Annotated in this window: 20 protein-coding genes and 1 other RNA gene; 1 reads left to right on the top strand and 20 read right to left on the bottom strand. The window is 62.6% G+C overall.

The window, feature by feature from the left end; all coding sequences use genetic code 11:
* Positions 1-2 precede the first annotated feature (2 nt).
* Both argJ and secA read right to left on the bottom strand, forming a co-directional pair.
* A complete protein-coding gene (gene argJ, locus AAZU54_RS22235; RefSeq protein WP_434727680.1) occupies positions 3-1,220 on the bottom strand; it encodes a bifunctional glutamate N-acetyltransferase/amino-acid acetyltransferase ArgJ in 1,218 nt (405 codons plus the stop codon).
* 127 nt (positions 1,221-1,347) lie between these two features.
* Positions 1,348-4,083 (bottom strand): preprotein translocase subunit SecA, encoded by a 2,736-nt coding sequence (secA, locus tag AAZU54_RS22230; RefSeq protein ID WP_186553877.1) that lies wholly within the window; start codon positions 4,081-4,083, stop codon positions 1,348-1,350.
* A 340-nt stretch (positions 4,084-4,423) separates the two neighbouring features.
* Between secA and AAZU54_RS22225 the strand changes: the two genes are divergently transcribed.
* Complete coding sequence (locus AAZU54_RS22225) at positions 4,424-4,885, top strand: DUF721 domain-containing protein (protein WP_186553876.1); 462 nt, start codon at positions 4,424-4,426, stop codon at positions 4,883-4,885.
* An 87-nt stretch (positions 4,886-4,972) separates the two neighbouring features.
* On the opposite strand, the gene lpxC is transcribed toward AAZU54_RS22225, so the two are convergent.
* The 18 genes from lpxC to rsmI form a co-directional block, all read right to left on the bottom strand.
* On the bottom strand, positions 4,973-5,884 hold the full coding sequence (gene lpxC / locus AAZU54_RS22220) for a UDP-3-O-acyl-N-acetylglucosamine deacetylase (protein WP_186553875.1): 912 nt from the start codon (positions 5,882-5,884) through the stop codon (positions 4,973-4,975).
* Between the two features lie 112 nt (positions 5,885-5,996).
* Entirely contained in the window at positions 5,997-7,193 is a 1,197-nt protein-coding gene (gene ftsZ, locus AAZU54_RS22215; protein ID WP_012274054.1) for a cell division protein FtsZ, read from the bottom strand.
* A gap of 55 nt (positions 7,194-7,248) precedes the next feature.
* Positions 7,249-8,511 (bottom strand): cell division protein FtsA, encoded by a 1,263-nt coding sequence (gene ftsA / locus AAZU54_RS22210; RefSeq protein WP_186553874.1) that lies wholly within the window; start codon positions 8,509-8,511, stop codon positions 7,249-7,251.
* A 14-nt stretch (positions 8,512-8,525) separates the two neighbouring features.
* Positions 8,526-9,395 carry a cell division protein FtsQ/DivIB gene (locus tag AAZU54_RS22205; RefSeq protein WP_186553873.1) on the bottom strand — a complete coding sequence of 290 codons (870 nt, stop codon included), beginning with the start codon at positions 9,393-9,395 and terminating at the stop codon, positions 8,526-8,528.
* Positions 9,396-9,401: 6 nt separating this feature from the next.
* A complete protein-coding gene (locus AAZU54_RS22200; RefSeq protein WP_186553872.1) occupies positions 9,402-10,358 on the bottom strand; it encodes a D-alanine--D-alanine ligase in 957 nt (318 codons plus the stop codon).
* A complete protein-coding gene (gene murC, locus AAZU54_RS22195) occupies positions 10,355-11,809 on the bottom strand; it encodes a UDP-N-acetylmuramate--L-alanine ligase (protein WP_186553871.1) in 1,455 nt (484 codons plus the stop codon). The genes AAZU54_RS22200 and murC overlap by 4 nt, the downstream gene beginning before the upstream one ends.
* Positions 11,802-12,881 (bottom strand): undecaprenyldiphospho-muramoylpentapeptide beta-N-acetylglucosaminyltransferase, encoded by a 1,080-nt coding sequence (gene murG / locus AAZU54_RS22190; RefSeq protein ID WP_405129563.1) that lies wholly within the window; start codon positions 12,879-12,881, stop codon positions 11,802-11,804. Before murG ends, murC begins: the two co-directional genes overlap by 8 nt.
* Positions 12,871-14,085 (bottom strand): putative lipid II flippase FtsW, encoded by a 1,215-nt coding sequence (ftsW, locus tag AAZU54_RS22185; RefSeq protein WP_189661729.1) that lies wholly within the window; start codon positions 14,083-14,085, stop codon positions 12,871-12,873. The genes murG and ftsW overlap by 11 nt, the downstream gene beginning before the upstream one ends.
* A complete protein-coding gene (gene murD / locus AAZU54_RS22180) occupies positions 14,082-15,428 on the bottom strand; it encodes a UDP-N-acetylmuramoyl-L-alanine--D-glutamate ligase (RefSeq protein ID WP_434727679.1) in 1,347 nt (448 codons plus the stop codon). Before murD ends, ftsW begins: the two co-directional genes overlap by 4 nt.
* A gap of 6 nt (positions 15,429-15,434) precedes the next feature.
* Positions 15,435-16,517, bottom strand: a complete 1,083-nt coding sequence (gene mraY / locus AAZU54_RS22175) for a phospho-N-acetylmuramoyl-pentapeptide-transferase (protein WP_186553868.1) — start codon at positions 16,515-16,517, stop codon at positions 15,435-15,437.
* On the bottom strand, positions 16,517-17,884 hold the full coding sequence (locus tag AAZU54_RS22170) for a UDP-N-acetylmuramoyl-tripeptide--D-alanyl-D-alanine ligase (RefSeq protein WP_434727678.1): 1,368 nt from the start codon (positions 17,882-17,884) through the stop codon (positions 16,517-16,519). Before AAZU54_RS22170 ends, mraY begins: the two co-directional genes overlap by 1 nt.
* Complete coding sequence (locus tag AAZU54_RS22165; RefSeq protein WP_186553866.1) at positions 17,877-19,364, bottom strand: UDP-N-acetylmuramoyl-L-alanyl-D-glutamate--2,6-diaminopimelate ligase; 1,488 nt, start codon at positions 19,362-19,364, stop codon at positions 17,877-17,879. Before AAZU54_RS22165 ends, AAZU54_RS22170 begins: the two co-directional genes overlap by 8 nt.
* Positions 19,364-21,112 carry a peptidoglycan D,D-transpeptidase FtsI family protein gene (locus AAZU54_RS22160; protein ID WP_186553995.1) on the bottom strand — a complete coding sequence of 583 codons (1,749 nt, stop codon included), beginning with the start codon at positions 21,110-21,112 and terminating at the stop codon, positions 19,364-19,366. The genes AAZU54_RS22165 and AAZU54_RS22160 overlap by 1 nt, the downstream gene beginning before the upstream one ends.
* Positions 21,112-21,405, bottom strand: coding sequence for a cell division protein FtsL (ftsL, locus tag AAZU54_RS22155; RefSeq protein WP_186553865.1), 294 nt, complete (start codon positions 21,403-21,405; stop codon positions 21,112-21,114). The genes AAZU54_RS22160 and ftsL overlap by 1 nt, the downstream gene beginning before the upstream one ends.
* Entirely contained in the window at positions 21,402-22,349 is a 948-nt protein-coding gene (rsmH, locus tag AAZU54_RS22150; protein WP_392464703.1) for a 16S rRNA (cytosine(1402)-N(4))-methyltransferase RsmH, read from the bottom strand. Before rsmH ends, ftsL begins: the two co-directional genes overlap by 4 nt.
* Positions 22,346-22,801 (bottom strand): division/cell wall cluster transcriptional repressor MraZ, encoded by a 456-nt coding sequence (gene mraZ, locus AAZU54_RS22145; protein ID WP_186553864.1) that lies wholly within the window; start codon positions 22,799-22,801, stop codon positions 22,346-22,348. The genes rsmH and mraZ overlap by 4 nt, the downstream gene beginning before the upstream one ends.
* Positions 22,802-23,109: 308 nt before the next feature.
* Positions 23,110-23,469: RNase P RNA component class A (gene rnpB, locus AAZU54_RS22140), an RNA gene on the bottom strand.
* A 152-nt stretch (positions 23,470-23,621) separates the two neighbouring features.
* Entirely contained in the window at positions 23,622-24,497 is an 876-nt protein-coding gene (gene rsmI, locus AAZU54_RS22135; protein WP_186553863.1) for a 16S rRNA (cytidine(1402)-2'-O)-methyltransferase, read from the bottom strand.
* Positions 24,498-24,576 lie beyond the last annotated feature (79 nt).

Genomic DNA, 24,576 nt, shown 5'->3' with positions numbered 1-24,576 from the left:
GATCAGGTGCGATACTCAGCGTTGATCTTGACGTACTCGTGGGACAGGTCAGTCGTCCAGATGGTTTCGCTGCACTGCCCACGCCCCAGCTCGATACGAATGGTGATTTCCTCCTGGGCCATTACCTTGGAGCCTTGCTGTTCGGTGTAGCTTGGGCTGCGGCCACCTTTGCTGGCGATGCACACTTCGCCGAGGAACACGTCGATCAAGCTGACATCCAGTTGCGGTACACCCGCACGACCAACGGCGGCGAGGATGCGGCCCCAGTTGGGGTCGGAGGCGAACAGGGCGGTCTTGATCAGCGGTGAGTGGGCCACCGCGTAACCAACGTCCAGGCACTCCTGATGATTGCCACCACCGTTGACCTCTACGGTGACGAACTTGGTAGCGCCTTCACCGTCACGCACGATGGCCTGGGCGACTTCCATGCAGACTTCGAATACCGCCTGCTTCAGCGCCTCGAACAGCGCTCCCTTGGCTTCGCTGATCTCGGGCACATCGGCCTTGCCGGTGGCGATCAGCATGCAGCAGTCGTTGGTCGAGGTGTCGCCATCGATGGTGATGCGGTTGAACGACTTGTTGGCACCGTCGAGCATCAGGTCCTTGAGCACCGCTGGGGCGACCTTGGCGTCGGTGGCGATGTAGCCGAGCATGGTGGCCATATTCGGGCGGATCATGCCGGCGCCTTTGCTGATGCCGGTAACGGTGATGGTCTGGCCTTCGAACTGGAACTGACGGCTGGCACCCTTGGGCAGGGTGTCGGTGGTCATGATGCCGGTGGCGGCTTCGGCCCAGTTGTTTTCCGACAGGTTGTCCAAGGCGGCCTGCAGCGCGCCTTCGATTTTCTCGACCGGCAGCGGCTCACCGATCACGCCGGTGGAGAACGGCAGTACCGACTGGGCGTCGACACCGGCCAGTTCAGCCAGCTTGGCGCAGGTGCGCTCAGCGGCGGCCAGGCCAGGGGCGCCGGTACCGGCGTTGGCATTGCCGGTGTTGGTCAGCAAGTAGCGCACAGTGCCCTGCACGCGCTGCTTGGAGAGAATCACCGGGGCGGCGCAGAAGGCATTGAGGGTGAATACGCCGGCAACGCTGGAGCCTTCGGCGCAGCGCATCACTACCACGTCCTTGCGCCCAGGGCGCTTGATGCCCGCCGAAGCGATGCCGAGTTCAAACCCCGGAACCGGGTGCAGGGTGGGCAAAGGACCAAGACCAACAGCCATGAATGCGCTCCTAGAAAATATGTGCCGCACAAGATACGGCCAGGCGTGAGAGGGAACAACGCCGCGAAGGTCGAAACCGTTCGCGGCGCAGTGTTTCAGTTGTCAGGGTGACGCGGGGACAGCTCGATCACTCGATCTGGCCGTGGCAATGCTTGAACTTCTTGCCCGAACCACACCAGCACGGCTCGTTGCGGCCCAGTTTCAGGTCATTGCGCACCGGCGCTGCGGCGACGGCGACTTCCGCGCCCTCCTCGCTGTGCTGCTCGCTTTCCAGGCCTGGTGCCGGGGCGTGCTGGAACTGCATGCGCTGGGCCAGTTCTTCGGCTTCGCGACGCAGGCGGGCTTCTTCTTCGATCGGATCTTCGCGGCGTACCTGAACGTGCGAGAGCACGCGGATGGTGTCGCGCTTGATCGACTCCAGCAGCTCTTGGAACAAGGTGAAGGATTCGCGCTTGTACTCCTGCTTGGGGTTCTTCTGCGCGTAACCGCGCAGGTGGATACCGTGACGCAGGTGATCCATGGTCGACAGGTGGTCTTTCCACAGGTCGTCCAGCACGCGCAGCAGGATCTGCTTCTCGAAGGTCCGCAGGGCGTCTTCGCCGGCCTGGTCTTCCTTCTCGTTGTAGGCGCTGGTGATCTCGTTCAGCAGCTTCTCGCGCAGGGTCTCTTCGTAGAGGTGGTCGTCCTCGTCCAGCCACTGCTGGATCGGCAGCTTGATGCCGAAGTCGCTCGACAGCGACGCCTCAAGACCGGCCACGTCCCACTGCTCTGGCAGCGATTGCGGCGGAATGTGCTGGCTGATGGTGGCATCGAGCACTTCCTGGCGGAACTCGGCGATGGTGTCGCCGATGTTCTGCGCAGCCAGCAGGCTGTTGCGCATGTGGTAGATGACTTTACGCTGTTCGTTGGCCACGTCGTCGTATTCGAGCAGTTGCTTACGAATATCGAAGTTGCGCCCTTCGACCTTGCGCTGAGCCTTCTCGATGGCGTTAGTAACCATGCGGTGCTCGATGGCCTCGCCGGATTGCATACCCAGCGCCTTCATGAAGTTCTTCACCCGGTCGGAGGCGAAGATACGCATCAGGCTGTCTTCCAGCGACAGGTAGAAGCGGCTGGAGCCTGGGTCGCCCTGACGACCGGAACGGCCGCGCAGCTGGTTGTCGATACGACGCGATTCGTGGCGCTCGGAGGCGATCACGTGCAGACCGCCGGCCTCGATCACTTGCTGGTGGCGCTTCTGCCAGTCCGCCTTGATCTGGGCGATCTGCTCGGCGGTAGGGTTTTCCAGGGCGGCAACTTCAGCCTCCCAGTTACCGCCCAGGAGAATGTCGGTACCACGGCCGGCCATGTTGGTGGCGATGGTCAGCGCGCCTGGCGCACCGGCCTGGGCGATGATCTCGGCTTCTTTTTCGTGGTACTTGGCGTTGAGTACCTTGTGATCGATGCCTTCCTGCTTGAGCAGGTTGGACATGTGCTCGGAGGTCTCGATGGTCGCCGTACCGACCAGGACCGGACGGCCGCTGGCCATGCTTTCCTTGATGTCGGCGATGATCGCCTGGTACTTCTCTTCGGCGGTCAGGTACACCAGGTCGTTGAAGTCTTTACGCGCCAGCGGCTTGTTCGGCGGAATGACCATCACGTTGAGGGCGTAGATCTGGGCGAACTCGAACGCTTCGGTGTCGGCGGTACCGGTCATGCCGGACAGCTTGGTGTACAGACGGAAGTAGTTCTGGAAGGTGGTCGAGGCCAGGGTCTGGCTCTCGGCCTGAATGTTGAGGTTTTCCTTCGCCTCGATGGCCTGGTGCAGGCCCTCGGACAGGCGACGACCCGGCATGGTCCGGCCGGTGTGCTCGTCGATCAGCAGGACCTGGCCGTCCTGGACGATGTACTCGACGTTGCGATGGAACAGCTTGTGCGCACGCAGACCGGCGTAAACGTGGGTCAGCAGGCCCAGGTTGTGTGCCGAATAGAGGCTCTCGCCCTCGGCCAGCAGGCCGGCTTGGGTGAGCATCTCTTCGATGAACTGGTGACCGGCTTCGTTGAGCTCGACCTGGCGGCTCTTCTCGTCGATCGAGTAGTGGCCTTCCTGGGTGACCTGGCCTTCGACTTCTTCGATGTGCTGGGTCAGGCGCGGGATCAGGCGGTTGATCTCGATGTACAGCTTGGAGCTATCTTCGGCCTGGCCGGAGATGATCAGCGGGGTGCGCGCTTCGTCGATGAGGATCGAGTCGACTTCGTCGATGACCGCGAAGTTCAGCTCACGCTGGAACTTCTCGTCGACGCTGAAGGCCATGTTGTCGCGCAGGTAGTCGAAACCGAATTCGTTGTTGGTGCCGTAGGTGATGTCGGCAGCATAGGCAGCGCGCTTTTCTTCCGGTGGCTGGAAGGCCGAGACGATGCCCACCGACAGGCCGAGGAATTCGTACAGCGGACGCATCCAGTTGGCGTCGCGGCGGGCCAGGTAGTCGTTGACCGTGACCACGTGCACGCCCTTGCCGGACAATGCGTTGAGGTAGACGGCCAGGGTACCGACCAAGGTCTTGCCTTCACCGGTGCGCATTTCTGCGATCATGCCTTCGTGCAAGGTCATGCCGCCGATCAGCTGCACATCGAAGTGACGCATGCCCATCACGCGCTTACCGGCCTCACGGGCCACGGCGAAGGCTTCTGGCAGCAGTTGGTCGAGGGTTTCGCCTTTGGCCAGGCGCTCTTTGAACTCTGCGGTCTTGCCACGCAGCTGCTCATCGGAGAGGGCCAACATTTTCTCTTCGAAGGCATTGACGGTGCTGACCGTCTTGAGCAGGCGTTTGATCTCGCGCTCGTTCTTGCTTCCAAAAAGTTTCTTTAACAAAGGCGCAAACATATCGGCAGGATCTTCCACACTTAGGGATGGAGGGCGGCCCCATGAGTCGCCCGAGCAGCCCTTGGGCCGCATGCGAACGAGCATTCTACCCGGAAACGATGGTGAGGAAAGTGGTGGATTTCCACGATGCTGGCACAGCGCTAGGGCGGGGACGTTTCTAACATAAGGACTTTTTTTGCAAGTTCAAGGTGTAGCGAAGATGAAACGTATTGAGAATGACTCTTACGCGATGCCATGAGTTCCGCCGTCTTCGCCGGATTACCCGTCAACAAGACAGAGCAGCCTATGCAAAACCCACCTTCTGTTACCATGGCGGTTCTGTAACTTCCTGCGAATCCTCATGGCCTTTAAACCTTCGCCCGCCCGGCCGCCGGCCGCGCTCCTGCGCGAAGCCCGGCCGCTGCGCTTACTGCTCAACCAGGCCGAACGCCTGGAGCACCTGCAACGTTTGCTTGAAAGCCAGTTGCAACCGGCCGCCCGCGCCCACTGTCATGTAGCCTCCTGGCGCGATGGCGTGTTGCTGCTGGTGGTGACCGATGGCCACTGGGCTACGCGCCTGCGCTATCAGCAGAAACGCCTGCAGCGTCAGTTGCTGGCCCTGGAAGCCTTTGGCAACTTGCAGCGAATTCATTTCAGGGTGCAACCCCCGGTGGCGCCGGCTAAACGCAGTGGGCATGCACCAGAGCTGTCGAGCAATGCGGCCGAGAGCCTGCGCGATACCGCCGAGGGCATCAGCGATCCCAACCTGAGGGCGGCGCTGGAGCGCTTGGCCAGTCATGCACAGGTGAAGGATAAGCGCTGAGGCCTCGAGGTGCCTGTCGTGAGTTTGCTAACCCCCATAAAAAAGGCCACCCGAAGGTGGCCTCAATGAACTAGAGAGTGTTCGAACTTACACGGCCGCAACAGGGCGCATATAAGAGATCGGTGCCGTGCTGGCATCTTCGAAAATGACCACTTCCCAGGCATCAGTTTCAGCGATCAGCTTGCGCAGCAACTGATTGTTCAGCGCGTGTCCGGACTTGAAGCCCTTGAACTCGCCAATCAGGCTGTTGCCCAGCAGATACAGGTCACCGATGGCGTCGAGGATCTTGTGTTTGACGAATTCGTCTTCGTAGCGAAGGCCGTCTTCGTTAAGCACGCCGGTCTCATCGACAACAATGGCGTTCTCGACACTGCCGCCCAACGCGAGGTTGTGCTTGCGCAGGTACTCGATGTCGCGCATGAACCCGAAGGTCCGGGCGCGGCTGACTTCCTTCACGAACGAGGTGCTGGAGAAGTCGACGCTGGCGCTCTGGGTCCGGCCGCTGACGACCGGGTGATCGAAGTCGATCTCAAAGCTCACCTTGAACCCTTCGAAAGGCAGGAAAGTAGCGCGCTTGTCGCCATCTTCCACTGTCACTTCACGCAGGATGCGGATGAACTTCTTGGGCGCGTCCTGTTCTTCCAGGCCGGCCGATTGAATCAGGAATACGAAAGGTCCGGCGCTACCATCCATGATCGGCACTTCCGAGGCGGAGAGCTCGACGTAGGCGTTATCGATGCCCAGGCCCGCCATAGCGGAGAGCAGGTGCTCGACCGTATCGACCTTGACGTCACCGTTGACCAGCGTCGTCGACATGGTTGTCTCGCCGACGTTGGCCGCGCGAGCCGGGATCTCGACCACAGGGTCAAGGTCGGCGCGGCGGAAGACGATGCCGGTATCCACAGGCGCAGGCTTGAGGGTCAGGTAGACCTTCTCACCGGAGTGCAGGCCGACGCCCGTAGCACGGATAATATTCTTCAGGGTGCGTTGTTTAATCATGGCATTGGCCGCTTCAGCGCAAATTGCGAACTGGTATCAACAAAGGCTGGGGATAATAACAGACCCGACCTTTGCTGAATACCAATCACCTTTATACCCCTGATAAATTCCATCAATCAGCCTGACGACGCAGGAAAGCTGGGATGTCCAGATAGTCCAAGTCATCCTGAGGATTGAGTTTAGCGGCTGCTGCGGCGCCCGCATGCGCTTGGTTGCGCATCACGGTCGGACGCTCCAGGTCACGGTAATTGACCGCTGGCTGCTCCTGACGAGCCGGGGCTGGGTTAGAAGCCTCGTACGCCTGTTGAGCGGTCTGCAGGGTGTTGTCGACGACCTTGACCGGTTTCTCGATGCGCGCACCCAGGCCAGTGGCCACTACGGTTACGTGCAGCTCGTCGCGCATGTCCGGGTCGATCACGGTGCCGACCTTGACCATCGCGTGGTCGGAGGCGAAGGCTTCGATGATGCTACCGACGTCGGAGTACTCGCCCAGGGACAGGTCGGGACCGGCGGTGATGTTCACCAGGATACCGCGAGCGCCCTGCAGGTTGACGTCTTCGAGCAGCGGGTTGCGGATTGCAGCCTCGGTGGCCTCACGAGCACGGTTCGGACCGCTGGCGCAGCCGGTACCCATCATGGCCATGCCCATCTCGCCCATCACGGTACGCACGTCGGCGAAGTCGACGTTGATCATGCCCGGACGCTTGATGATGTCGGAGATGCCGCGCACTGCGCCGGCCAGAACGTCGTCAGCCTTGGCGAATGCCGACAGCAGGCTGGCATCCTTGCCCAGGATGGTCAGCAGCTTCTCGTTGGGGATGGTGATCAGCGAGTCGACGCTCTCAGCCAGCATGCGGATGCCTTCATCGGCGATCTGCATACGTTTGCGGCCCTCGAACGGGAACGGGCGAGTCACCACTGCAACGGTGAGGATGCCCATTTCCTTGGCCACTTCGGCGATGATCGGCGCCGCACCGGTACCGGTACCGCCACCCATGCCGGTGGTGATGAACACCATGTTGGTGCCCTGCAGCACCTCGGCGATGCGCTCACGGTCTTCCAGCGCAGCCTGACGGCCGACTTCTGGATTGGCACCGGCACCCAGACCCTTGGTCACGCCGGTACCCAGTTGCAGGATGGTACGCGCGCCAATGTTTTTCAGCGCTTGAGCATCAGTGTTGGCGCAGATGAATTCCACGCCTTCGATGCTGCTCTTGACCATGTGGTTGACGGCGTTGCCGCCGCCACCGCCGACGCCGATCACTTTGATGACCGGACTTTGCGGGACGTTGTCTACGAGCTCGAACATTTTCCCTCTCCTTACAGTTCTCTAGTTGTCGCGCCTACCACTACTGCTTTGAAACTTAGAAGTTGCCCTGGACCCAGCGCTTGAATCGCTCAAGCACTGGAGCCTTCGGTTCATCGCCATAGCTGTTGCTGCTGCTGTTGCTATTACCGGTCAGGATCAAGTCCTCGGACTGCTTGAGCAGGCCGTAGGTGAGCAAGCCCACGCCGGTGGAATAGATCGGGTTGCGCACCACGTCGCTCAGACCCCGAACACTGTGCGGTACGCCCAGGCGTACCGGCATGTGGAAGATTTCCTCGGCCAATTCCACGGCCCCTTCCATCTTCGCGGTGCCGCCAGTGAGAACGATGCCGGCAGGCACCAGGTCCTCGTAGCCGCTGCGGCGCAGTTCGGCCTGGATCAGGGTGAACAGCTCGTCGTAACGAGGCTCCACCACTTCAGCCAGGGCCTGGCGCGACAGTTCGCGCGGCGGACGGTCGCCGACGCTTGGCACTTTGATGGTCTCGCCGGCACCGGCCAGTTTGGCCAGGGCGCAGGCGTAGCGAATCTTGATTTCTTCGGCGTACTGGGTGGGGGTACGCAGGGCCATGGCGATGTCGTTGGTAACCTGGTCGCCAGCGATCGGGATCACCGCGGTGTGACGGATCGCACCCTCGGTGAAGATGGCGATATCCGTGGTACCGCCACCGATGTCGACCAGGCACACGCCCAGCTCTTTCTCGTCATCGGTGAGCACCGAGTAGGCCGAGGCCAACTGCTCAAGGATGATGTCGTCGATTTCCAGGCCGCAGCGGCGTACGCATTTTTCGATGTTCTGCGCGGCGTTGACGGCGCAAGTGACCACGTGGACCTTGGCTTCCAGACGCACGCCGGACATGCCCAGCGGCTCGCGCACGCCTTCCTGGTTGTCGATCACGTAGTCCTGCGGCAGGGTGTGCAGCACGCGCTGGTCAGCCGGGATGGCCACGGCCTGGGCAGCGTCGAGTACCCGCTCAAGGTCGGCAGTGCTGACTTCACGGTCGCGGATGGCGACGATGCCGTGGGAGTTCAGGCTGCGGATGTGATTGCCGGCCACGCCAACGAACGCCGAGTGGATCCGGCAGCCAGCCATCAGCTGGGCCTCTTCCACGGCGCGCTGGATCGACTGCACGGTCGACTCGATGTTCACCACCACACCCTTCTTCAGGCCGCGGGACGGATGAGTACCGATACCGACGATCTCCAGGGTACCGTCTTCGCCGACTTCACCCACCAGCGCCACCACCTTGGAGGTGCCGATGTCCAGCCCGACGATCATTTTGCCGCTATGCGCGTTTGCCATGGTCCTGCCTCTCTCTAATTCTTCGCAACGGCGGGTTGGGCCGTCGTCGGTGCAATCGGTTCCCGCCAGCCAACAGCCAATCCGTTGGCGTAGCGCAGATCAATGCGGGCGATGTTGGTGATCTGCTCTTTGAGTGTCTTGTCGTAAATGGCAATGAAACGGCGCATCTTCTCCACCAGATGGTCGCGCCCCAACAGCAGTTCGATACCGGGGCCGGCGCTACCGGCACCGGTGGTCAGGAACCAACTGCCTCGCTCGCGCAGCTCCAGGCGAGCGATGGAAAAGCCCATGGGGCGCAGCATCTGGCTCAATACCTGATATTGCTGCATGACTTGTTGCTGAGCGCGCTGCGGCCCGAACAGCTGCGGCAGGTGCTCATAGTTGGCCAGCTCACGCGGGGTGAACGCCTGGCCCTGGTTGTTGAGCAAGGCTTCATCGCCCCAGCGCGCCACCGGCAGTTGCTCTTCGAGGCGGATCACCACCTCGTCGGGCCACACCCGGCGTACTTCGGCGTGCGCGATCCAGGGCATCTGCTCAAGCTCGGCGCGCATGGCGCTGAGGTCGACGCTGAAGAAGCTCGCGGCCACGTAGGGGGCGATTCGCTGCTGCACTGCTTGCTGGCTGATGTAGCTCAGATCACCTTGCACAGCGATCTTGGTAATCGGTCGGTCGGCATAAGGCATCAGGCGCACGGCGCCCTCATAAGCGCCAAAGCCGGCAGCCACCAGCAATACCGGCCACAGCAGGCGCTTGAGGCCACCCAGGCTTGGCCGCGGCAGGCGCGCCGATACGGGCTCGTCGGCCACCAGTCGGCTGGCACCTCGCGGCACCGGCTTGCTACGGCCGGTAACGGGTTGCTGCTGACGTATCATCGCGCCTTGCATGCTTGCTTAACCTCGCGTCCCAACGCTTTCGGCCAGGATCGCCAGCACCAATTGCTGGAAGTCCAGACCGGCCGCGCGGGCCGCCATGGGCACCAGGCTATGATCAGTCATGCCCGGTGCGGTGTTGACTTCGAGCAGCCAGAACCGGCCCTGCTCGTCCTGCATCACGTCCAGCCGGCCCCAGCCTTCGATGCCGATGGCATCGCAGGCGCGCGCGGTCAGGTCGATCAGTTCCTGTTCCTTGGCACTGTCCAGGCCGCACGGGATGCGGTACTGGGTGTCATTGGCGATGTACTTGGCGTCGTAGTCGTAGAACACGTGCGGCGTGCCCAGGGCGATCGGCGGCAGCACCTGGCCACGCAATACGGCGATGGTGAACTCCGGGCCGTGGATCCATTGCTCGACCAGGACTTGCGAATCGTACTTGGCGGCGTCTTGCCAGGCGGCGACCAGCTCTTCAACGCTGTTCACCTTGGCCATGCCGATACTTGAGCCTTCATGGGCGGGTTTGACGATCAGCGGGAAGCCCAGTTCCGTACCGGCGGCAACACAATCGTCTTTGCTACCCAACACGGCGTGACGCGGCGTTGGAATACCCAGGCTCTGCCACACCTGCTTGGTGCGCAGCTTGTCCATGGCCAGCGCCGAAGCGAGGATACCGCTGCCGGTGTAGGGAATGCCGAGGCACTCGAGCAGGCCTTGCATGCTGCCGTCTTCACCGCCACGACCGTGGAGAATGATGAAGGCGCGATCGATCTTCTCGCTTTGCAGGCGAGTGAGCAGGTCGTCGCCGACATCGATGGCGACCACGTCGACTCCAGCGCTGGTCAGCGCGTCGATCACTGCGGCGCCTGATTTCAGCGACACCTCACGTTCGGCGCTCTTGCCGCCGTAGAGCACGGCGACGCGGCCGAACGCCTTGACGTCCAGGGTCGAGTGCAGCTTGTCGTAGGCGCTGGTCATTTGGACTTCTCCTGCTTAACTACGGCGCCAGCGAACAGCGGGCTTTTCATCAGTTGCGGGGCCAAGCCACCGATATCACCAGCCCCCTGACAGAGCAGGATGTCGCCGGCGCGCAGCAGCGGCTTGACCAGCGGCGCCAACTCCACACCTCGTTCGATGTAGATCGGATCGAGCTGGCCACGTTGACGAATGCTGTGGCACAGCTGGCGGCTGTCGGCACCGGGAATCGGTTCTTCACCGGCCGGGTAGACCTCCATCAGCAGCAGCACGTTGGCATCGGCCAGCACCTGGACGAAATCGTCGTACAGATCGCGGGTACGGCTGTAGCGGTGTGGTTGGTAGACCATCACCAGACGCCGGCTTGGCCAGCCACCGCGCACCGCCTTGATCACCGCGGCGACTTCAGTCGGGTGGTGACCGTAATCGTCGACCAGCATCACGCTGCCGCCGTCGACCGGCAGTTCGCCGTAGACCTGGAAGCGTCGACCCACGCCCTGGAAGCCAGACAGCCCCTGGACGATGGCGGCATCGCTGATGCCTTCGTCAGTGGCGATGGCGATGGTCGCCAAGGCGTTGAGCACGTTGTGGTTGCCTGGCATGTTGACCGATACCTCCAGCGGCTCGCAGTCGCGGCGCAGGACGGTGAAGTGGGTCTGCATGCCCTGCTGGCGCACGTTGATGGCGCGAATGTCGGCCTCTTCGCTGAAGCCGTAGGTCACCGTCGGTCGCTTGACCTGCGGCAGGATCTCGCGCACCACCGGATCGTCCAGGCACATCACCGCCAGACCGTAGAACGGCAGGTTGTGCAGGAACTCGACGAAGGTTTTCTTCAACTTGTTGAAGTCGCCTTCGTAGGTAGCCATGTGGTCGGCGTCGATGTTGGTGACCACGGCAACCATCGGCTGCAGGTGCAGGAAGCTGGCGTCGCTCTCGTCCGCTTCGGCGATCAGGTAGCGGCTGGCGCCGAGCTGGGCATTGGTGCCCGCTGCGGTCAGACGACCACCGATGACGAAGGTCGGGTCCAGGCCGCCAGCGGCGAACACCGAGGCCAACAGGCTGGTGGTGGTGGTCTTGCCATGGGTGCCGGCAACGGCGATGCCGTGGCGGTAGCGCATCAGCTCGGCGAGCATCTCGGCACGCGGCACCACGGGAATGCGCCGCTCAAGTGCGGTGGCGACTTCCGGGTTGGCCGGGTTGATCGCGCTGGACACCACCAGCACATCGGCATTGGCGGCGTTCTCGGCGCGGTGGCCGACGAAGATTTGCGCGCCGAACGACTCCAGGCGCTCGGTAACCGGCGAGGCCTTGAGGTCGGAGCCGGACACTTCATAGCCCAGGTTCAGCAGCACTTCGGCAATACCGCACATGCCCACGCCGCCGATACCGACGAAGTGGATACGGCGGATACGGCCCATTTTTGGTTGGGGAATGGCTTTCTGGCTTTCAACCATGGGCCACCTCCAGGCAGATATCGACCACGGTGCTGGTTGCGGCAGGCTTGGCCAGGCGCCGTGCGGTGCCAGCCATGGAGTTGAGTTTCTCGGGTTGCATCAGCACCTCGTTCAGGCGTTCAGCGAGCTGCGCTGCGCCAGTTGTCGCTTGTGGCATCAGGAAGGCGGCGCCTTCACGAGCCAGATAGTTGGCATTGTGGGTCTGGTGGTCATCGATGGCGTGGGGCAAAGGCACCAGCATCGAGGGCAGGCCTGCCGCAGCGAGTTCGCTGACGGTCAGGGCACCGGCCCGGCACACCACCATATCGGCCCAGCCGTAGGCGTGGGCCATGTCCTTGATGAACGGCTCGACCTGAGCCTCGACCCCCGCTTCGCGATATCGCTCGGCGGTGATCGGCGCATGCTGCTTACCGGCCTGGTGGAACACCTCTGGCCGAAGGTCTGCAGACACTTGCGACAGGGCGTTAGGCAGCAATTTATTCAATGGTTCCGCACCGAGGCTGCCACCGAGTACCAACAAGCGCGCACGGCGCTCGGCCAGCGGTGCGCGCTGGGCGTCGAGGAACAGTTCCGGGCGCACCGGATTGCCCGTGGTGCGGCGCTTGTCGCTGGCCTGGAAGGTGTCCGGGAAGGCTTCGCAAACCCGCGCTGCCAGCGGCACCAGCAGGCGATTGGCAGTACCGGCGCGAGCGTTCTGCTCGTGGATCACCAGCGGTACGCCGCACAGTTTTGCCGCCACTCCACCAGGGCCTGTGACATAGCCGCCGAAACCGATCACGCAGACCGGCTTGAGCTGGGCGATGATCTTGCGCGCCTGCAACACAGCCTTGATCAGGGTGAACGGCGCCTTGAGCAGCGACAGCTTGCCCTTGCCGCGCAGGCCAGTGACCTGGATCAGGTGCAGCGCCAGGCCAGCCTGGGGCACCAGCTCGTTTTCGATACCGCGTGGGGTACCCAACCAGTGCACGCTATAGCCGCGCGCCTGGAATTCACGGGCGCAGGCCAGCGCCGGGAACACATGTCCGCCAGTGCCGCCTGCCATGATCAGAACGTTTTTACCGTCAGCGGCCATGAGCGGTCTCCTCGGCAAAATCGCTTTCTTTGAATTCGTGCTCTTCACTGCCCAGGTGCGTGCGACTTTCCCATTCGATGCGCAGCAACAGCCCGACACAGGCACAGCAGATCACCAACGAGCTGCCGCCGTAACTGAGGAACGGCAAGGTCAGGCCCTTGGTCGGCAGCAGGCCGACGTTCACCCCGATGTTGATCAGGAACTGGCCGATCCACAGGAACGCCAGGCCGAAGGCCATGTAGGCGGCGAAGAATTGCTTGGCCTTCTCGGCCCACAGGCCGATGTACAGCGCGCGCACAGTGACGAACACGAACAGCGCCACGGTGCACAGGGTGCCGACCACGCCCAGCTCTTCGGCCAGTACCGAGAACACGAAGTCGGTGTGCGCCTCAGGCAGGTAGAACTGTTTCTGCACGCTGTTGCCCAGGCCCACGCCCAGCCATTCGCCGCGACCAAAGGCGATCAGCGCCTGGGTCAACTGGTAGCCGGAACCGAACTGATCGGACCAGGGGTCGGTGAAGGTGATCAGCCGCGCCATTCGATAGGGCTGCGCCTGCACCAGGACAAACACCGCAACCACTGCCAGCACCACCATCAGCGAGAAGCGGAACAGCCCCACCCCGCCGAGGAACAGCATCGCTGCGGCCGCGCCCATCATCACCACGGTGGCACCGAAGTCCGGTTCCATCAGCAACAGTCCGGCCATCGGCAGCAGCACGATGAACGGCTTGAAGAAGCCCATCCAGCTCTCACGCACTTCCTGCTGGCGACGCACCAGGTAGCCGGCCAGGTAGATGACCACGAAGACCTTGGCGATCTCCGATGGCTGGACGTTGAAGAAGCTGAAGCCGATCCAGCGCATCGAGCCGTTCACTTCACGGCCAATGCCCGGCACCAGTACCAGGAACAGCAAGCCGAAGGCGGCCAGCAGCATCATGAAGCCCATGCGCTGCCAGGTGGCGATCGGCACCAACATAGTCACCCCGCCGGCGACCAGGCCAATGGCCACGTACACCAGGTGGCGGAACATGTGGTAAAGCGGATTGCCGGACTGCACTGCGGCCACTTCCGAGGAGGCCGAGGTGATCATCACCAGGCCTAGGCCGAGCAGTGCCAGGCAGCCCGCAAGGAAGGCGAAGTCGAGGTCGATGCCACGGCCACTGATCAGCGGCGACGGGTATGGCTTGAGGATGCCGAAGATCATGCCAGCCCCCCCGCCGCCTGGGCGAACAGGCGCCCACGCTCTTCGAAGTTCTTGAACATGTCGAGGCTGGCGCAAGCGGGCGACAGCAACACGGCATCGCCAGGCTGGGCCAGTTCGGCGCATTGCTGGACGGCCTCGTCCAGGGTCTTGACCCGCACCAGCGGCACGGCGTCACCCAGCGTTTGCGCCAGGCGCTCGGCATCGCGGCCAAGCAACACCACGGCGCGGCAGTAGCGCGCAATGGGCTCACGCAGCGCGGCAAAGTCGGCGCCCTTGCCGTCACCGCCAGCGATCAGCACCAGCTTGCCTTGGATATCGGCGCCCAAACCTTCGATGGCCGCCAGGGCGGCACCGACGTTGGTCGCCTTGGAATCGTCGTACCAGTTCACCCCATTGCGCTCGCGCACCCACTGGCAACGATGGGCCAAGCCGCTGAATTCGCGCAGTGCTGCCAGCATCGGCGCGAACGGCAAGCCCACGGCATGGCCCAGGGCCAAGGCCGCCAGGGCATTGCTCTGGTTGTGCGCACCGCGAATCTTCAGCTCGCGCACCGGCATCAGGTTCTGGAACTCGAATGCCAGGTATTTCTCGCCATCGACTTCACGCAGGCCAAAGGCCTTGAAGTCGGGGGCGTTCAAACCGAAGCTCCAGCATGGACGGCCTTCGACCGGCAGTGGCCGGGTCAGCGCGTCCTGGCGGTTGACGACCACTTGGTTGGCGCCACGGAAGATCCGGTGCTTGGCCAGGTGGTAGGCCGGCAGACCGCTGTAGCGATCCATGTGGTCTTCACTGATGTTCAGCACGGTCGCCACTTCGGCGTTGAGCTGATCGGTGGTCTCCAGTTGGAAGCTCGACAGCTCCATCACGTACAGCTCGACACTGTCATCGAGCAGGTCCAGCGCTGGCGTCCCCAGGTTACCGCCGACTGCCACACGCTTGCCTGCCTTGGCGGCCATCTCGCCGACCAGGGTGGTCACCGTGCTCTTGGCGTTGGAGCCGCTGATGGCAATGATCGGTGCCTTGGCGTTGCGGGCGAACAGTTCGATGTCGCCCGACAGCTTGACGCCGCGGGCTGCCGCTTGCTGCAGGGCCGGAGTGGCCAGGGCCAGGCCCGGGCTGACGTACAGCTCGTTGGCGCGGCAGAGGAAGTCGACGTCCAGCTCACCACAGCGTACTTCCACCTGCGGGTATTCCCGGCGCAGGGTTTCCAGTTCCGGCGGTTGCTCGCGGGTATCGGCGACCGCAAAGGCAATGCCCCGGTTCGCCAGGAAGCGAACCAGGGACATGCCGCTCTTGCCGAGGCCGACAACGATGCGGAATTGGTCGGAAGCGATCAGTGACACGCTCGTCTACCTCAGTTTCAGGGTTGCAAGGCCGATCAGCACCAGAATCACCGTGATAATCCAGAAGCGGACGATCACCCGTGGCTCAGGCCAACCCTTGAGTTCAAAGTGGTGGTGGATCGGTGCCATGCGAAACACGCGCTTGCCGGTCAACTTGAAGGAGGCGACCTGGATCACCACCGACAGGGTTTCCATGACGAACACACCGCCCATGATGAACAGCACGATTTCCTGGCGCACGATCACCGCGATGGTGCCAAGCGCTGCGCCCAGCGCCAGTGCGCCGACGTCGCCCATGAATACCTGGGCCGGATAGGTGTTGAACCACAGGAAGCCCAGGCCCGCACCGATCAGCGCGCCGCAGAACACGATCAGCTCGCCGGCGCCCGGCACGTACGGAATCAACAGGTACTCGGCGAACTTCACGTTACCCGACAGGTAGCAGAAGATGCCCAGTGCACCGCCGACCATCACCGTCGGCATGATCGCCAGGCCATCGAGGCCGTCAGTCAGGTTGACCGCGTTGCTCGAACCGACGATGACGAAATAGGTCAGCACCACGAAGCCGATCCCCAGGGGGATGGTCAGGTCCTTGACGAACGGCACGATCAGCGTGGTCTCGACGCTGGTCGGCGCGGTCATGTAGAGGAAGATCGCCGCGCCCAGGCCGAACACCGATTGCCAGAAGTACTTCCAGCGGCTCGGCAGGCCACGCGAGTTCTTCTCAATCACCTTGCGGTAGTCGTCGACCCAGCCGATGGCGCCGAACAGCAGGGTGACGATCAGCACCACCCAGACATAGCGGTTGGTCAGGTCAGCCCAGAGCAAGGTGCTGATGGCGATGGCAGACAGGATCAAGGCACCGCCCATGGTCGGGGTGCCGGACTTGGACAGGTGCGATTGCGGGCCGTCATTGCGCACAGCCTGACCGATCTGACGGACTTGCAGGGTACGAATCATCCACGGGCCCAGCCACAGCGACAGCGACAACGCAGTCAGTACCCCGAGAATCCCGCGCAGGGACAGGTACTGGAAGACCGCGAAGCCTTTGTGGAACTGCTGCAGATACTCAGCCAACAGCAAAAGCATTAATGTTTCTCCCCGCTGGCACCACACAATGCCGCCACGACGTTTTCCATCGCAGCGCTGCGCGAGCCCTTGATCAAGATAGTGGTGTCGCTGGCGCTCTCACCGCGAACGGCGTCGATCAGCTCAGCTTGAGTAGCGAAATGACGGCCATTGGCGCCGAACGCCTTGACCGCATGTGTCATGTTGGTCCCTACCGCGTACAAGGCGTCGACCTTGCCGCGTGCGTAGTCGCCCACCTGCCGGTGGCCTTCCTCCGCCCATTGACCCAGTTCGCCGATATCCCCGAGCACCAGGACGGTGCGTCCGGAAAAGCCGGCGAGTATATCAATGGCGGCGCACATCGAGGTGGGATTTGCGTTGTAGCTGTCGTCGATGACCCGCACGCCATTGGGCGCAACTTGCGCCACGGTACGTCCCTTGACCGGCTGCACCGCGTTCAAGCCAGCGGCGATCCCCGGCAGGCTGACCCCCAGGGCATGCGCGGCGGCGGCCGCGGCCAGGGCATTGCTGACGTTGTGGGTGCCGAGCAGGTTCAACTGCACCGGGACCGAACCGGCCGGACCGTGCAGGGTGAACGATGGGCAACCGCGCTCGTCGCGACCGACGTCGCTGGCGTGGAAATCTGCCTGGCTGTTAGCCAAGGCAAAACTGAGGATGGCGTGGTTGCCGGCACGTTTTTGCCAGATCGCAAAGGCCTTGTCGTCCAGGTTGAGAATGGCCGTGCCGCCCTCGCCCAGGCCTTCAAGGATCTCGCCCTTGGCTTCGACGATTTTTTCCGGACCACCGAACTCACCGACATGGGCGGTGCCGGCGTTATTGATGATGACCACCTGCGGCTGGGTCAGGCCAACGGTGTAGCGGATCTCGCCGATGCGCGAAGCGCCCAGCTCGATCACTGCCGCCGTATGCTCGGCGCCGATTTCCAGCAGGGTCAGCGGCGCACCGAGATCATTGTTGAGGTTGCCACGGGTGGCCAACACCGGCCCGCGCGTGCGCAAGATGGCGGCCAGCAGTTCCTTGACCGTAGTCTTGCCGCTGGAACCGGTAATGGCTGCGACCGGCTTGTCGAAGGCGGCGCGGTTCAGCGCACCGAGCTGGCCGAGGGCCAGGCGGCAGTCGGCGACGACCAACTGCGGCAGATCGACATCGGCAACTTCGCGCTCGACCAGAGCCGCCACGGCGCCTTTGGCCTTCACGTCGGCCAGATAATCGTGACCATCGAAACGTGGTCCGGCGAGCGCGACGAACAGCTGGCCATCGGTGACCGTGCGACTGTCGATGCTGACCCCGCTGAAGCTGATGTCAGTACCCACCAGGCGCGCTTGCAGTGGTGCCGTCAGCTGGCTAAGGGTCATGGGCTTAAGCATGTGGAGCCTCCCAGGCTGCTAGTGCCTTTTCGGCTTCGACCAGGTCGGAGAAATCGTGGCGCTCGCCGTTGATCTCCTGGTAGTCCTCGTGCCCCTTGCCGGCCAGGACGATGACATCGTCGGCTGCGGCGGTGGCGATCAGGTGGGCAATGGCCGCGCCACGGCCGGCGACGAATTCGACGGCACCAGGTTGGGCGAAACCAGGGCGGATATCGTCGAAGATCAACGCAGGATCTTCAGTACGCGGGTTGTCGTCGGTGACCAGCACGCGATCAGCCAGGCGCTCGGCCACTTCGGCCATCAGTGGACGCTTGCCACGGTCACGGTCGCCGCCGCAGCCGAACAGGCACAGCAGCTTGCCATGAGCATGTGGGCGCAGGGCTTGGAGGACTTTTTCCAAGGCGTCGGGCGTGTGCGCGTAGTCGACCACGACCAACGGCTTGTCGCCGCCACCCAAACGCTGCATGCGCCCGACCGGGCCTTGCAGTTTCGCCGTTACCTTGAGGATTTCGTCGAGCGAGTAGTCCAGGGCGAGCAAAGCGGCGACCGCCGCGAGCATGTTGCTCAAGTTGAAGCGCCCCAGTAGCTGGCTGCGCAGGATGCTTTCACCTTGCGCCGTCACCAGGATGGCACGCACGCCATCGTCGTCGAACGTGGCTTCGCGGCAGAACAACGAAGCCTCGGGGTTTTCCAGGCTATAGCTGAGCAGGCGCGTTTCGACGTGGTCGGCAGCCGGCTTGCGGGCGAAATCGGCCGCCAGGCGGCGACCGAACTCATCGTCCAGATTGACCACTTGGGCGCGCAGGTTGGGCCAGGCGAACAACTTGGCCTTGGCCGCTTCATAGGCCTGCATGCTGCCGTGGTAGTCCAGGTGGTCACGCGACAGGTTGGTCATCACCGCGATGTCGAAGGCGAGCGCGGCAACCCGGCCCTGCTCCAGCGCATGCGACGAGACTTCCATGGCCACGGCCTTGCCACCGGCTTTCTTCAGGTCGTATAGGGTCGCCTGCACGGCAATCGGGTCAGGCGTGGTCAAGCGACCGCTCTGCAGTTCGCCGTAGAATCCGGTGCCAAGCGTGCCGATCAGCCCGCAACGCTGACCCAACGCATCGAGCGCCTGCGCCAGCAGCTGGGTAACGCTGGTCTTGCCGTTGGTGCCGGTGACGCCAATCAGATTGAGCTGACGGCTCGGCTCGCCGTAGAAACGCCCGGCAATTTCCGACAGCTGGGCGATCAAGCCCTTGACCGGGATCAGCGGCGCGTCGGTGATCGGCAGTACGGTTGCGCCCTGCTCTTCATAGGCAACGGCGGCAGCGCCACGGGCCAAGGCATCGGCGATGTGGTCGCGGCCGTCGACCTTGGCCCCTGGCACAGCCAGGAACAGGTCGCCTGGACGCACGGCGCGGCTGTCCAGGGTCAATTCGCGGATCAGCGGATCGCGGCTGGCATGGGCGAACAGCTTGCTCAGTGGCATTGTCATCAACCACGCCCTCCTTTGGCGACTGCGGCGTTGACCTGCTGCGGCGCGGCAGGCGTTGCGGGTGCAGGCGGCGGCAGGTTGTCTGGCGGTACGTTCATCAGGCGCAGGGTGCCCGACATCACTTTGCTAAAGACCGGCGCCGAGACCAGACCGCCGAAGTAGCCACCCTTGCTCGGCTCATCGATGACCACGACGATCGCATAACGCGGATCGCTCATCGGGCCGAAGCCGGCGAACAGCGAACGGTAGGCGTTTTCGGTGTAGCCCTTGGAGCCGACGGTCGCCTTACGCGCGGTACCGGACTTGCCACCGACGTGATAGAACGGCACCTGCGCCCGGTATACACCGCGCGGCGCTTCAATGACCTGCTGGAGCATGCCCTGGATGGTTTCGGCGGTCTCCTTGGGCACCACTTGGGTGGACTCAGGGGTCTTGTCGACCTTGACGATGCTCAGCGGCACCATCTTGCCGTCGTTGGCCAAGGCGGCGTAGGCGTGCACCAGTTGCAGCGCGGTGACCGACAGACCGTAGCCGTACGACAGGGTCGCAGTCTCGGCCTTGCGCCATTCACGGTGGTTAGGCAGGTTACCCACGCGCTCGCCCGGGAAGCCCAGCCCGGTGTACTGCCCCAGGCCCAGCTGCGACATGACCCGGTAGATGGCTTCACCGCCGATATCGAAGGCGATCTTGCTCATGCCTACGTTGGAGGAGTTGATCAGGATGCCGGTCAGGTCGAGGATCGGGCCCTCGCTGCGCGACACGTCCTTGATGGTGTAGCGGCCAATCTGCAGGCTGCCCGGGTAGACCTCGACCTTGTCGGTCGGCTTCCAGCGCCCGCTTTGCAGGGCGGCGCTCATCGACAGCGGCTTGACTGTCGAGCCTGGCTCGAACACGTCGATGATCGCCCGGTTGCGCATGGCGGCCGGGAACATGCTGCGACGGTTGTTCGGGTTGTAGGTCGGCTGGTTGACCATGGCCAGCACTTCGCCGGTCTTGACGTCCATGATCACCAGGCTGCCGGCCTTGGCTTCCTGTTCGGCGATAGCGTTACGCAGCTCGCGGGTGGCCAGGTATTGCAGGCGCAGGTCTATCGACAACGCCAAGGTCTTTCCGGCCTTGGCGTTTTTGGTTACCTGGATGTCTTTGATCAGCCGGCCGCGCCGGTCCTTGATCACCTGGCGCTTGCCGGGCACCCCGGCCAGCCATTCGTCGTAGGCCAGTTCCACCCCTTCGCGGCCGTGGTCGTCCAGGTCGGTAAAGCCGACCATATGCGCGGTGACATCACCGGCCGGGTAGAAACGGCGGAACTCTTCCATGCCGTAGACACCCGGGACTTTCAGGTCCAGCACTTGCTGGCCTTGCTCTGGGGTGAGGCCGCGTACCAGGTAGATGAATTCTTTGTTGGCCTGCTGGGTAAGACGCTCGGTCAACTGCTGCGGGTTTTGCCCGAGCACGGCAGCCAATTGCGCCCAACGGTCTTTGTAGGGCTGCATTTCCTTGGGGTTGGCCCACAAGGTGGTGACCGGGGTACTCACCGCCAGCGGTTCGCCGTTGCGGTCGGTGATCAGCCCACGGTGTGCCGGAATCTGGATATGGCGCAGGCTGCGCGCATCGCCCTGGCCCTTGAGGAAGGCACGATCGACCACCTGCAGATCGATGATCCGCCAGCAAATGGCGCCGACCATCAGTGCCAGCAAAGCGATCACGACGCGGAAGCGCCAGGGGTAGAGTGCGCCTTCGAGCTTCATCATGGCGCCACCATCCGCACTTCGTCAGCGGCAGGCACGCGCATCTTCAACTGCTCGCTGGCCAGGCTCTCGATGCGGCTGTGGGCAGTCCAGGTGCTTTGCTCAAGAATCAACCGGCCCCATTCGGCCTGGGCTTTGTCGCGCTCGCTCAGTTCGCCGTACAGGGCATTGAGCAACTGGCGATTCCAGTGCGCGCTGTAGGACACGGCGATCGCTGAAACCAGCACACCGACAAACAGCAGGAGCATCAGGAAGCTACCGCCTGGCAAAGGTTTGGCAAATAGCCGGCTCACCGCAACTTCTCCGCCACCCGCATGACGGCGCTGCGCGCCCGCGGGTTGGCCTTGAGTTCGGCATCGGAGGCGAACTGCGCCTTGCCGATCAAGCGGATCTTCGGCTCGAAGACTTTGTGCTGCACCGGCAGGTTGCGCGGCAAGTTGTCTGCCTCGCCCTTGACCAGTTTGCGCATGAACAGCTTGACGATACGGTCTTCCAGAGAGTGGAAGCTGATCACCACCAGGCGCCCACCGACTTGCAGCGCATCGAGCGCCGCTTCAAGACCGGCTTCAAGATCGCCCAGCTCGTTGTTGACGTGAATCCGCAGGCCCTGGAAGGCGCGGGTCGCCGGGTTCTTGCCCTTTTCCCAGGCTGGGTTGGCGACCTTGAGCACTTCGGCAAGGTCGGCGGTACGGGTGAACGGCTGTTTTTCGCGGCGCTCGACCACGGCACGGGCCATACGCCCGGAGAAACGCTCTTCGCCATATTCCTTGAAGACGCGGGCGATTTCTTCGACCGGGGCAGTGGCAATGAACTCGGCAGCGCTGATGCCCTGGGCAGGGTTCATGCGCATGTCCAGCGGGCCGTCGTTGAGAAAGCTGAAGCCGCGCTCAGGGTCATCGAGCTGCGGCGAGGACACACCCAGGTCAAGCAGCACGCCGCTGACCTTGCCCGCCAGGCCGCGCTCGGCCACTTCCTGGCCCAGCTCGGCAAAGCTGCGCTGCACAATGACGAAGCGGCCGTCTTCGGCCGCCAGCGCTTGCCCGGTGGCAATCGCTTGTGGATCTTTGTCGAACCCCAGCAGCCGGCCCTGCGGCCCCAACTTGCTGAGAATCAGGCGGCTGTGACCACCCCTGCCGAAGGTGCCATCGAGATAGCAACCATCGTCGCGCAGGGCCAGTGCCTCGACAGCTTCGTCGAGTAGCACGGTGATGTGGTTGAAGCCGCTATCTATCGTCACAGGATCAGGTCACGCAATTCATCAGGCATGGCGCCCGGTTGTTGGATAGCTGCAAGATCGGCTGCCGAAACTGCGTTCCAGGCATCCTCATCCCACAGCTGGAATTTGTTCAGCTGCCCCACCAACATCGCCTTCTTGTCGAGCTTGGCGTACTCACGCAGGCGGGGCGGCACCAGGAAACGTCCACTGCCATCGAGCTCCAGGTCAACCGCATTACCGATCAGCAAACGCTGGAGGCGGCGGTTTTCCTCACGCAACGACGGCAAGGCGCGCAACTTGGCTTCTATCTGTTCCCACTCATCGAGGGGGTATACGCAAATGCAGGGATCGACCGCATCAATGGTCACGATCAACTGCCCTTGGCAACGCGAATCGAGCTCGTCACGGTACCGACTCGGCATGGCGAGTCTGCCCTTTGCATCGAGGCTGACGGCGTTGGCTCCGCGGAACACGGCTGCGATTCCCCACAATGTTAGCGTTTTTGTGTCAGAAAACCCACTTCATCCCACTTTCTGCCACTTGCGCACACTATAGGAATCCGCCCGCCACACCGTCAAGGCACGCTCGTAGGGAAATCCCTTACAGGACGGCGATTTAGCGTAACAATGAGAGGAAGAAGGAGTATCGGCGGGTAAATCTGAGGAAAAAAATCGCGCACACTCAGTCGGATAGAGTGCGAAGTTAAAGTGATTTATTAAGAGTAAGATTTTTTCGGTATTACCAATGCGTTCCTGCTATCGATTGAAGCAGGGAGGGAGAGGTGGAGAGTCGATCTGTAAGCCGGGTTTTGTCGAGGACAGTCATTCCTCTACGACGGCCATCACTGGACGCCTCTAGCAACCTACCCGGTTCCGACGCGGGCCACGCCTAATGGAACCCTATTTGGTCTTGCTCCGAGTGGGGTTTACCTAGCCACGAACTGTTGCCAGACGTGCGGTGCGCTCTTACCGCACCTTTTCACCCTTACCGGCACCGAAGTGCTTAGGCGGTTATTTTCTGTGGCACTTTCCGTAGGCTCGCGCCTCCCAGGCGTTACCTGGCACTCTGCCCTATGGAGCCCGGACTTTCCTCCCCCCTCTTTTGCGGAACAAAAGAAGGCAGCGACTGTCCGATCGACTCTCCGCCGACAAGGTTAACGGCAGGCGCGCTCAAGAACAAGTGATATAGCAGCTATATCGCCAAGCCGAGCGCGCTTTACTGGCTGATTATCGAGCAAGCCTGTTCGGGCACCAGCAAATAATTCGAAACACTCAATTGAATTGCAGCAAGCCATTACTGAGCTTTTTGCTTTTCCAGCGCGGCCTGATAAAGCAGGTTTTTCCGCACACCGGTAATTTCTGCTGCCAAAGCAGCCGCACGCTTGAGCGGCAACTCCGCCAACAGCAGGTCCAGCACCCGCTGCGCCTCGTTACTGATCGCCTGCTCATCCTCTGGCGCACTCCACCCACCTACCAACACCACGCACTCGCCACGCTGCTGGTTGCTGTCGCCAGCGACGAATGCGCGCAGCTCACCCAAGGGCAAACCCTTGAGAGTCTCGAAGGTTTTGGTCAGTTCACGTCCCAGCAACGCCGGACGATCAGCACCGAACACGGCCTCCATATCTTCGAGGCACTCAAGAATACGGTGCGGTGCTTCATAGAAAATCAGCGTGCGCGGCTCTTCCTTGACCAGTTCCAGGCGAGCGCGGCGCCCGGCGGTCTTGGCTGGCAGGAAGCCTTCGAAAATGAATCGGTCAGACGGCAGCCCGGCAGCGGACAACGCCGCGATCAGCGCGCAAGCGCCCGGCACTGGCACCACCTTGACCCCAGCGGCACGCGCCTGGCGCACCAGGTGATAACCCGGATCGGAGATCAGCGGCGTGCCCGCATCGGAGACCAGCGCCACATCGTCACCCGCCAGCAGTCGGGTAATGAAGCGCCCGCCTTCGTCACGCTCGTTGTGCTCATGACAGGCAGCCAGGGGGGTATCGATACCGAAATGCTGCATCAGGCGCACCGAATGGCGAGTATCCTCGGCAGCGATCAGGGCGACATCGGCCAATACCTTGAGCGCCCGCGCGCTCATGTCATCGAGGTTGCCGATAGGCGTGGCGACGACGTACAGCGTACCGGTGGTGGATTTCGAAGCCCCTGCTACATCTGTCACTGCGCACACCTGTCTTTCGGATCAAAGGCGCCATTGTAGCCCGAGCCTTGGCAATAGGGCGCAATGAACTTCACCGGCG

It is taken from the genome of Pseudomonas sp. Je.1.5.c (assembly GCF_051129895.1).
Taxonomy (GTDB): domain Bacteria; phylum Pseudomonadota; class Gammaproteobacteria; order Pseudomonadales; family Pseudomonadaceae; genus Aquipseudomonas; species Aquipseudomonas urmiensis.
The sequence above is the reverse complement of the archived record's forward strand: the minus strand, read 5'-3'. Positions and strand labels throughout refer to the sequence as shown.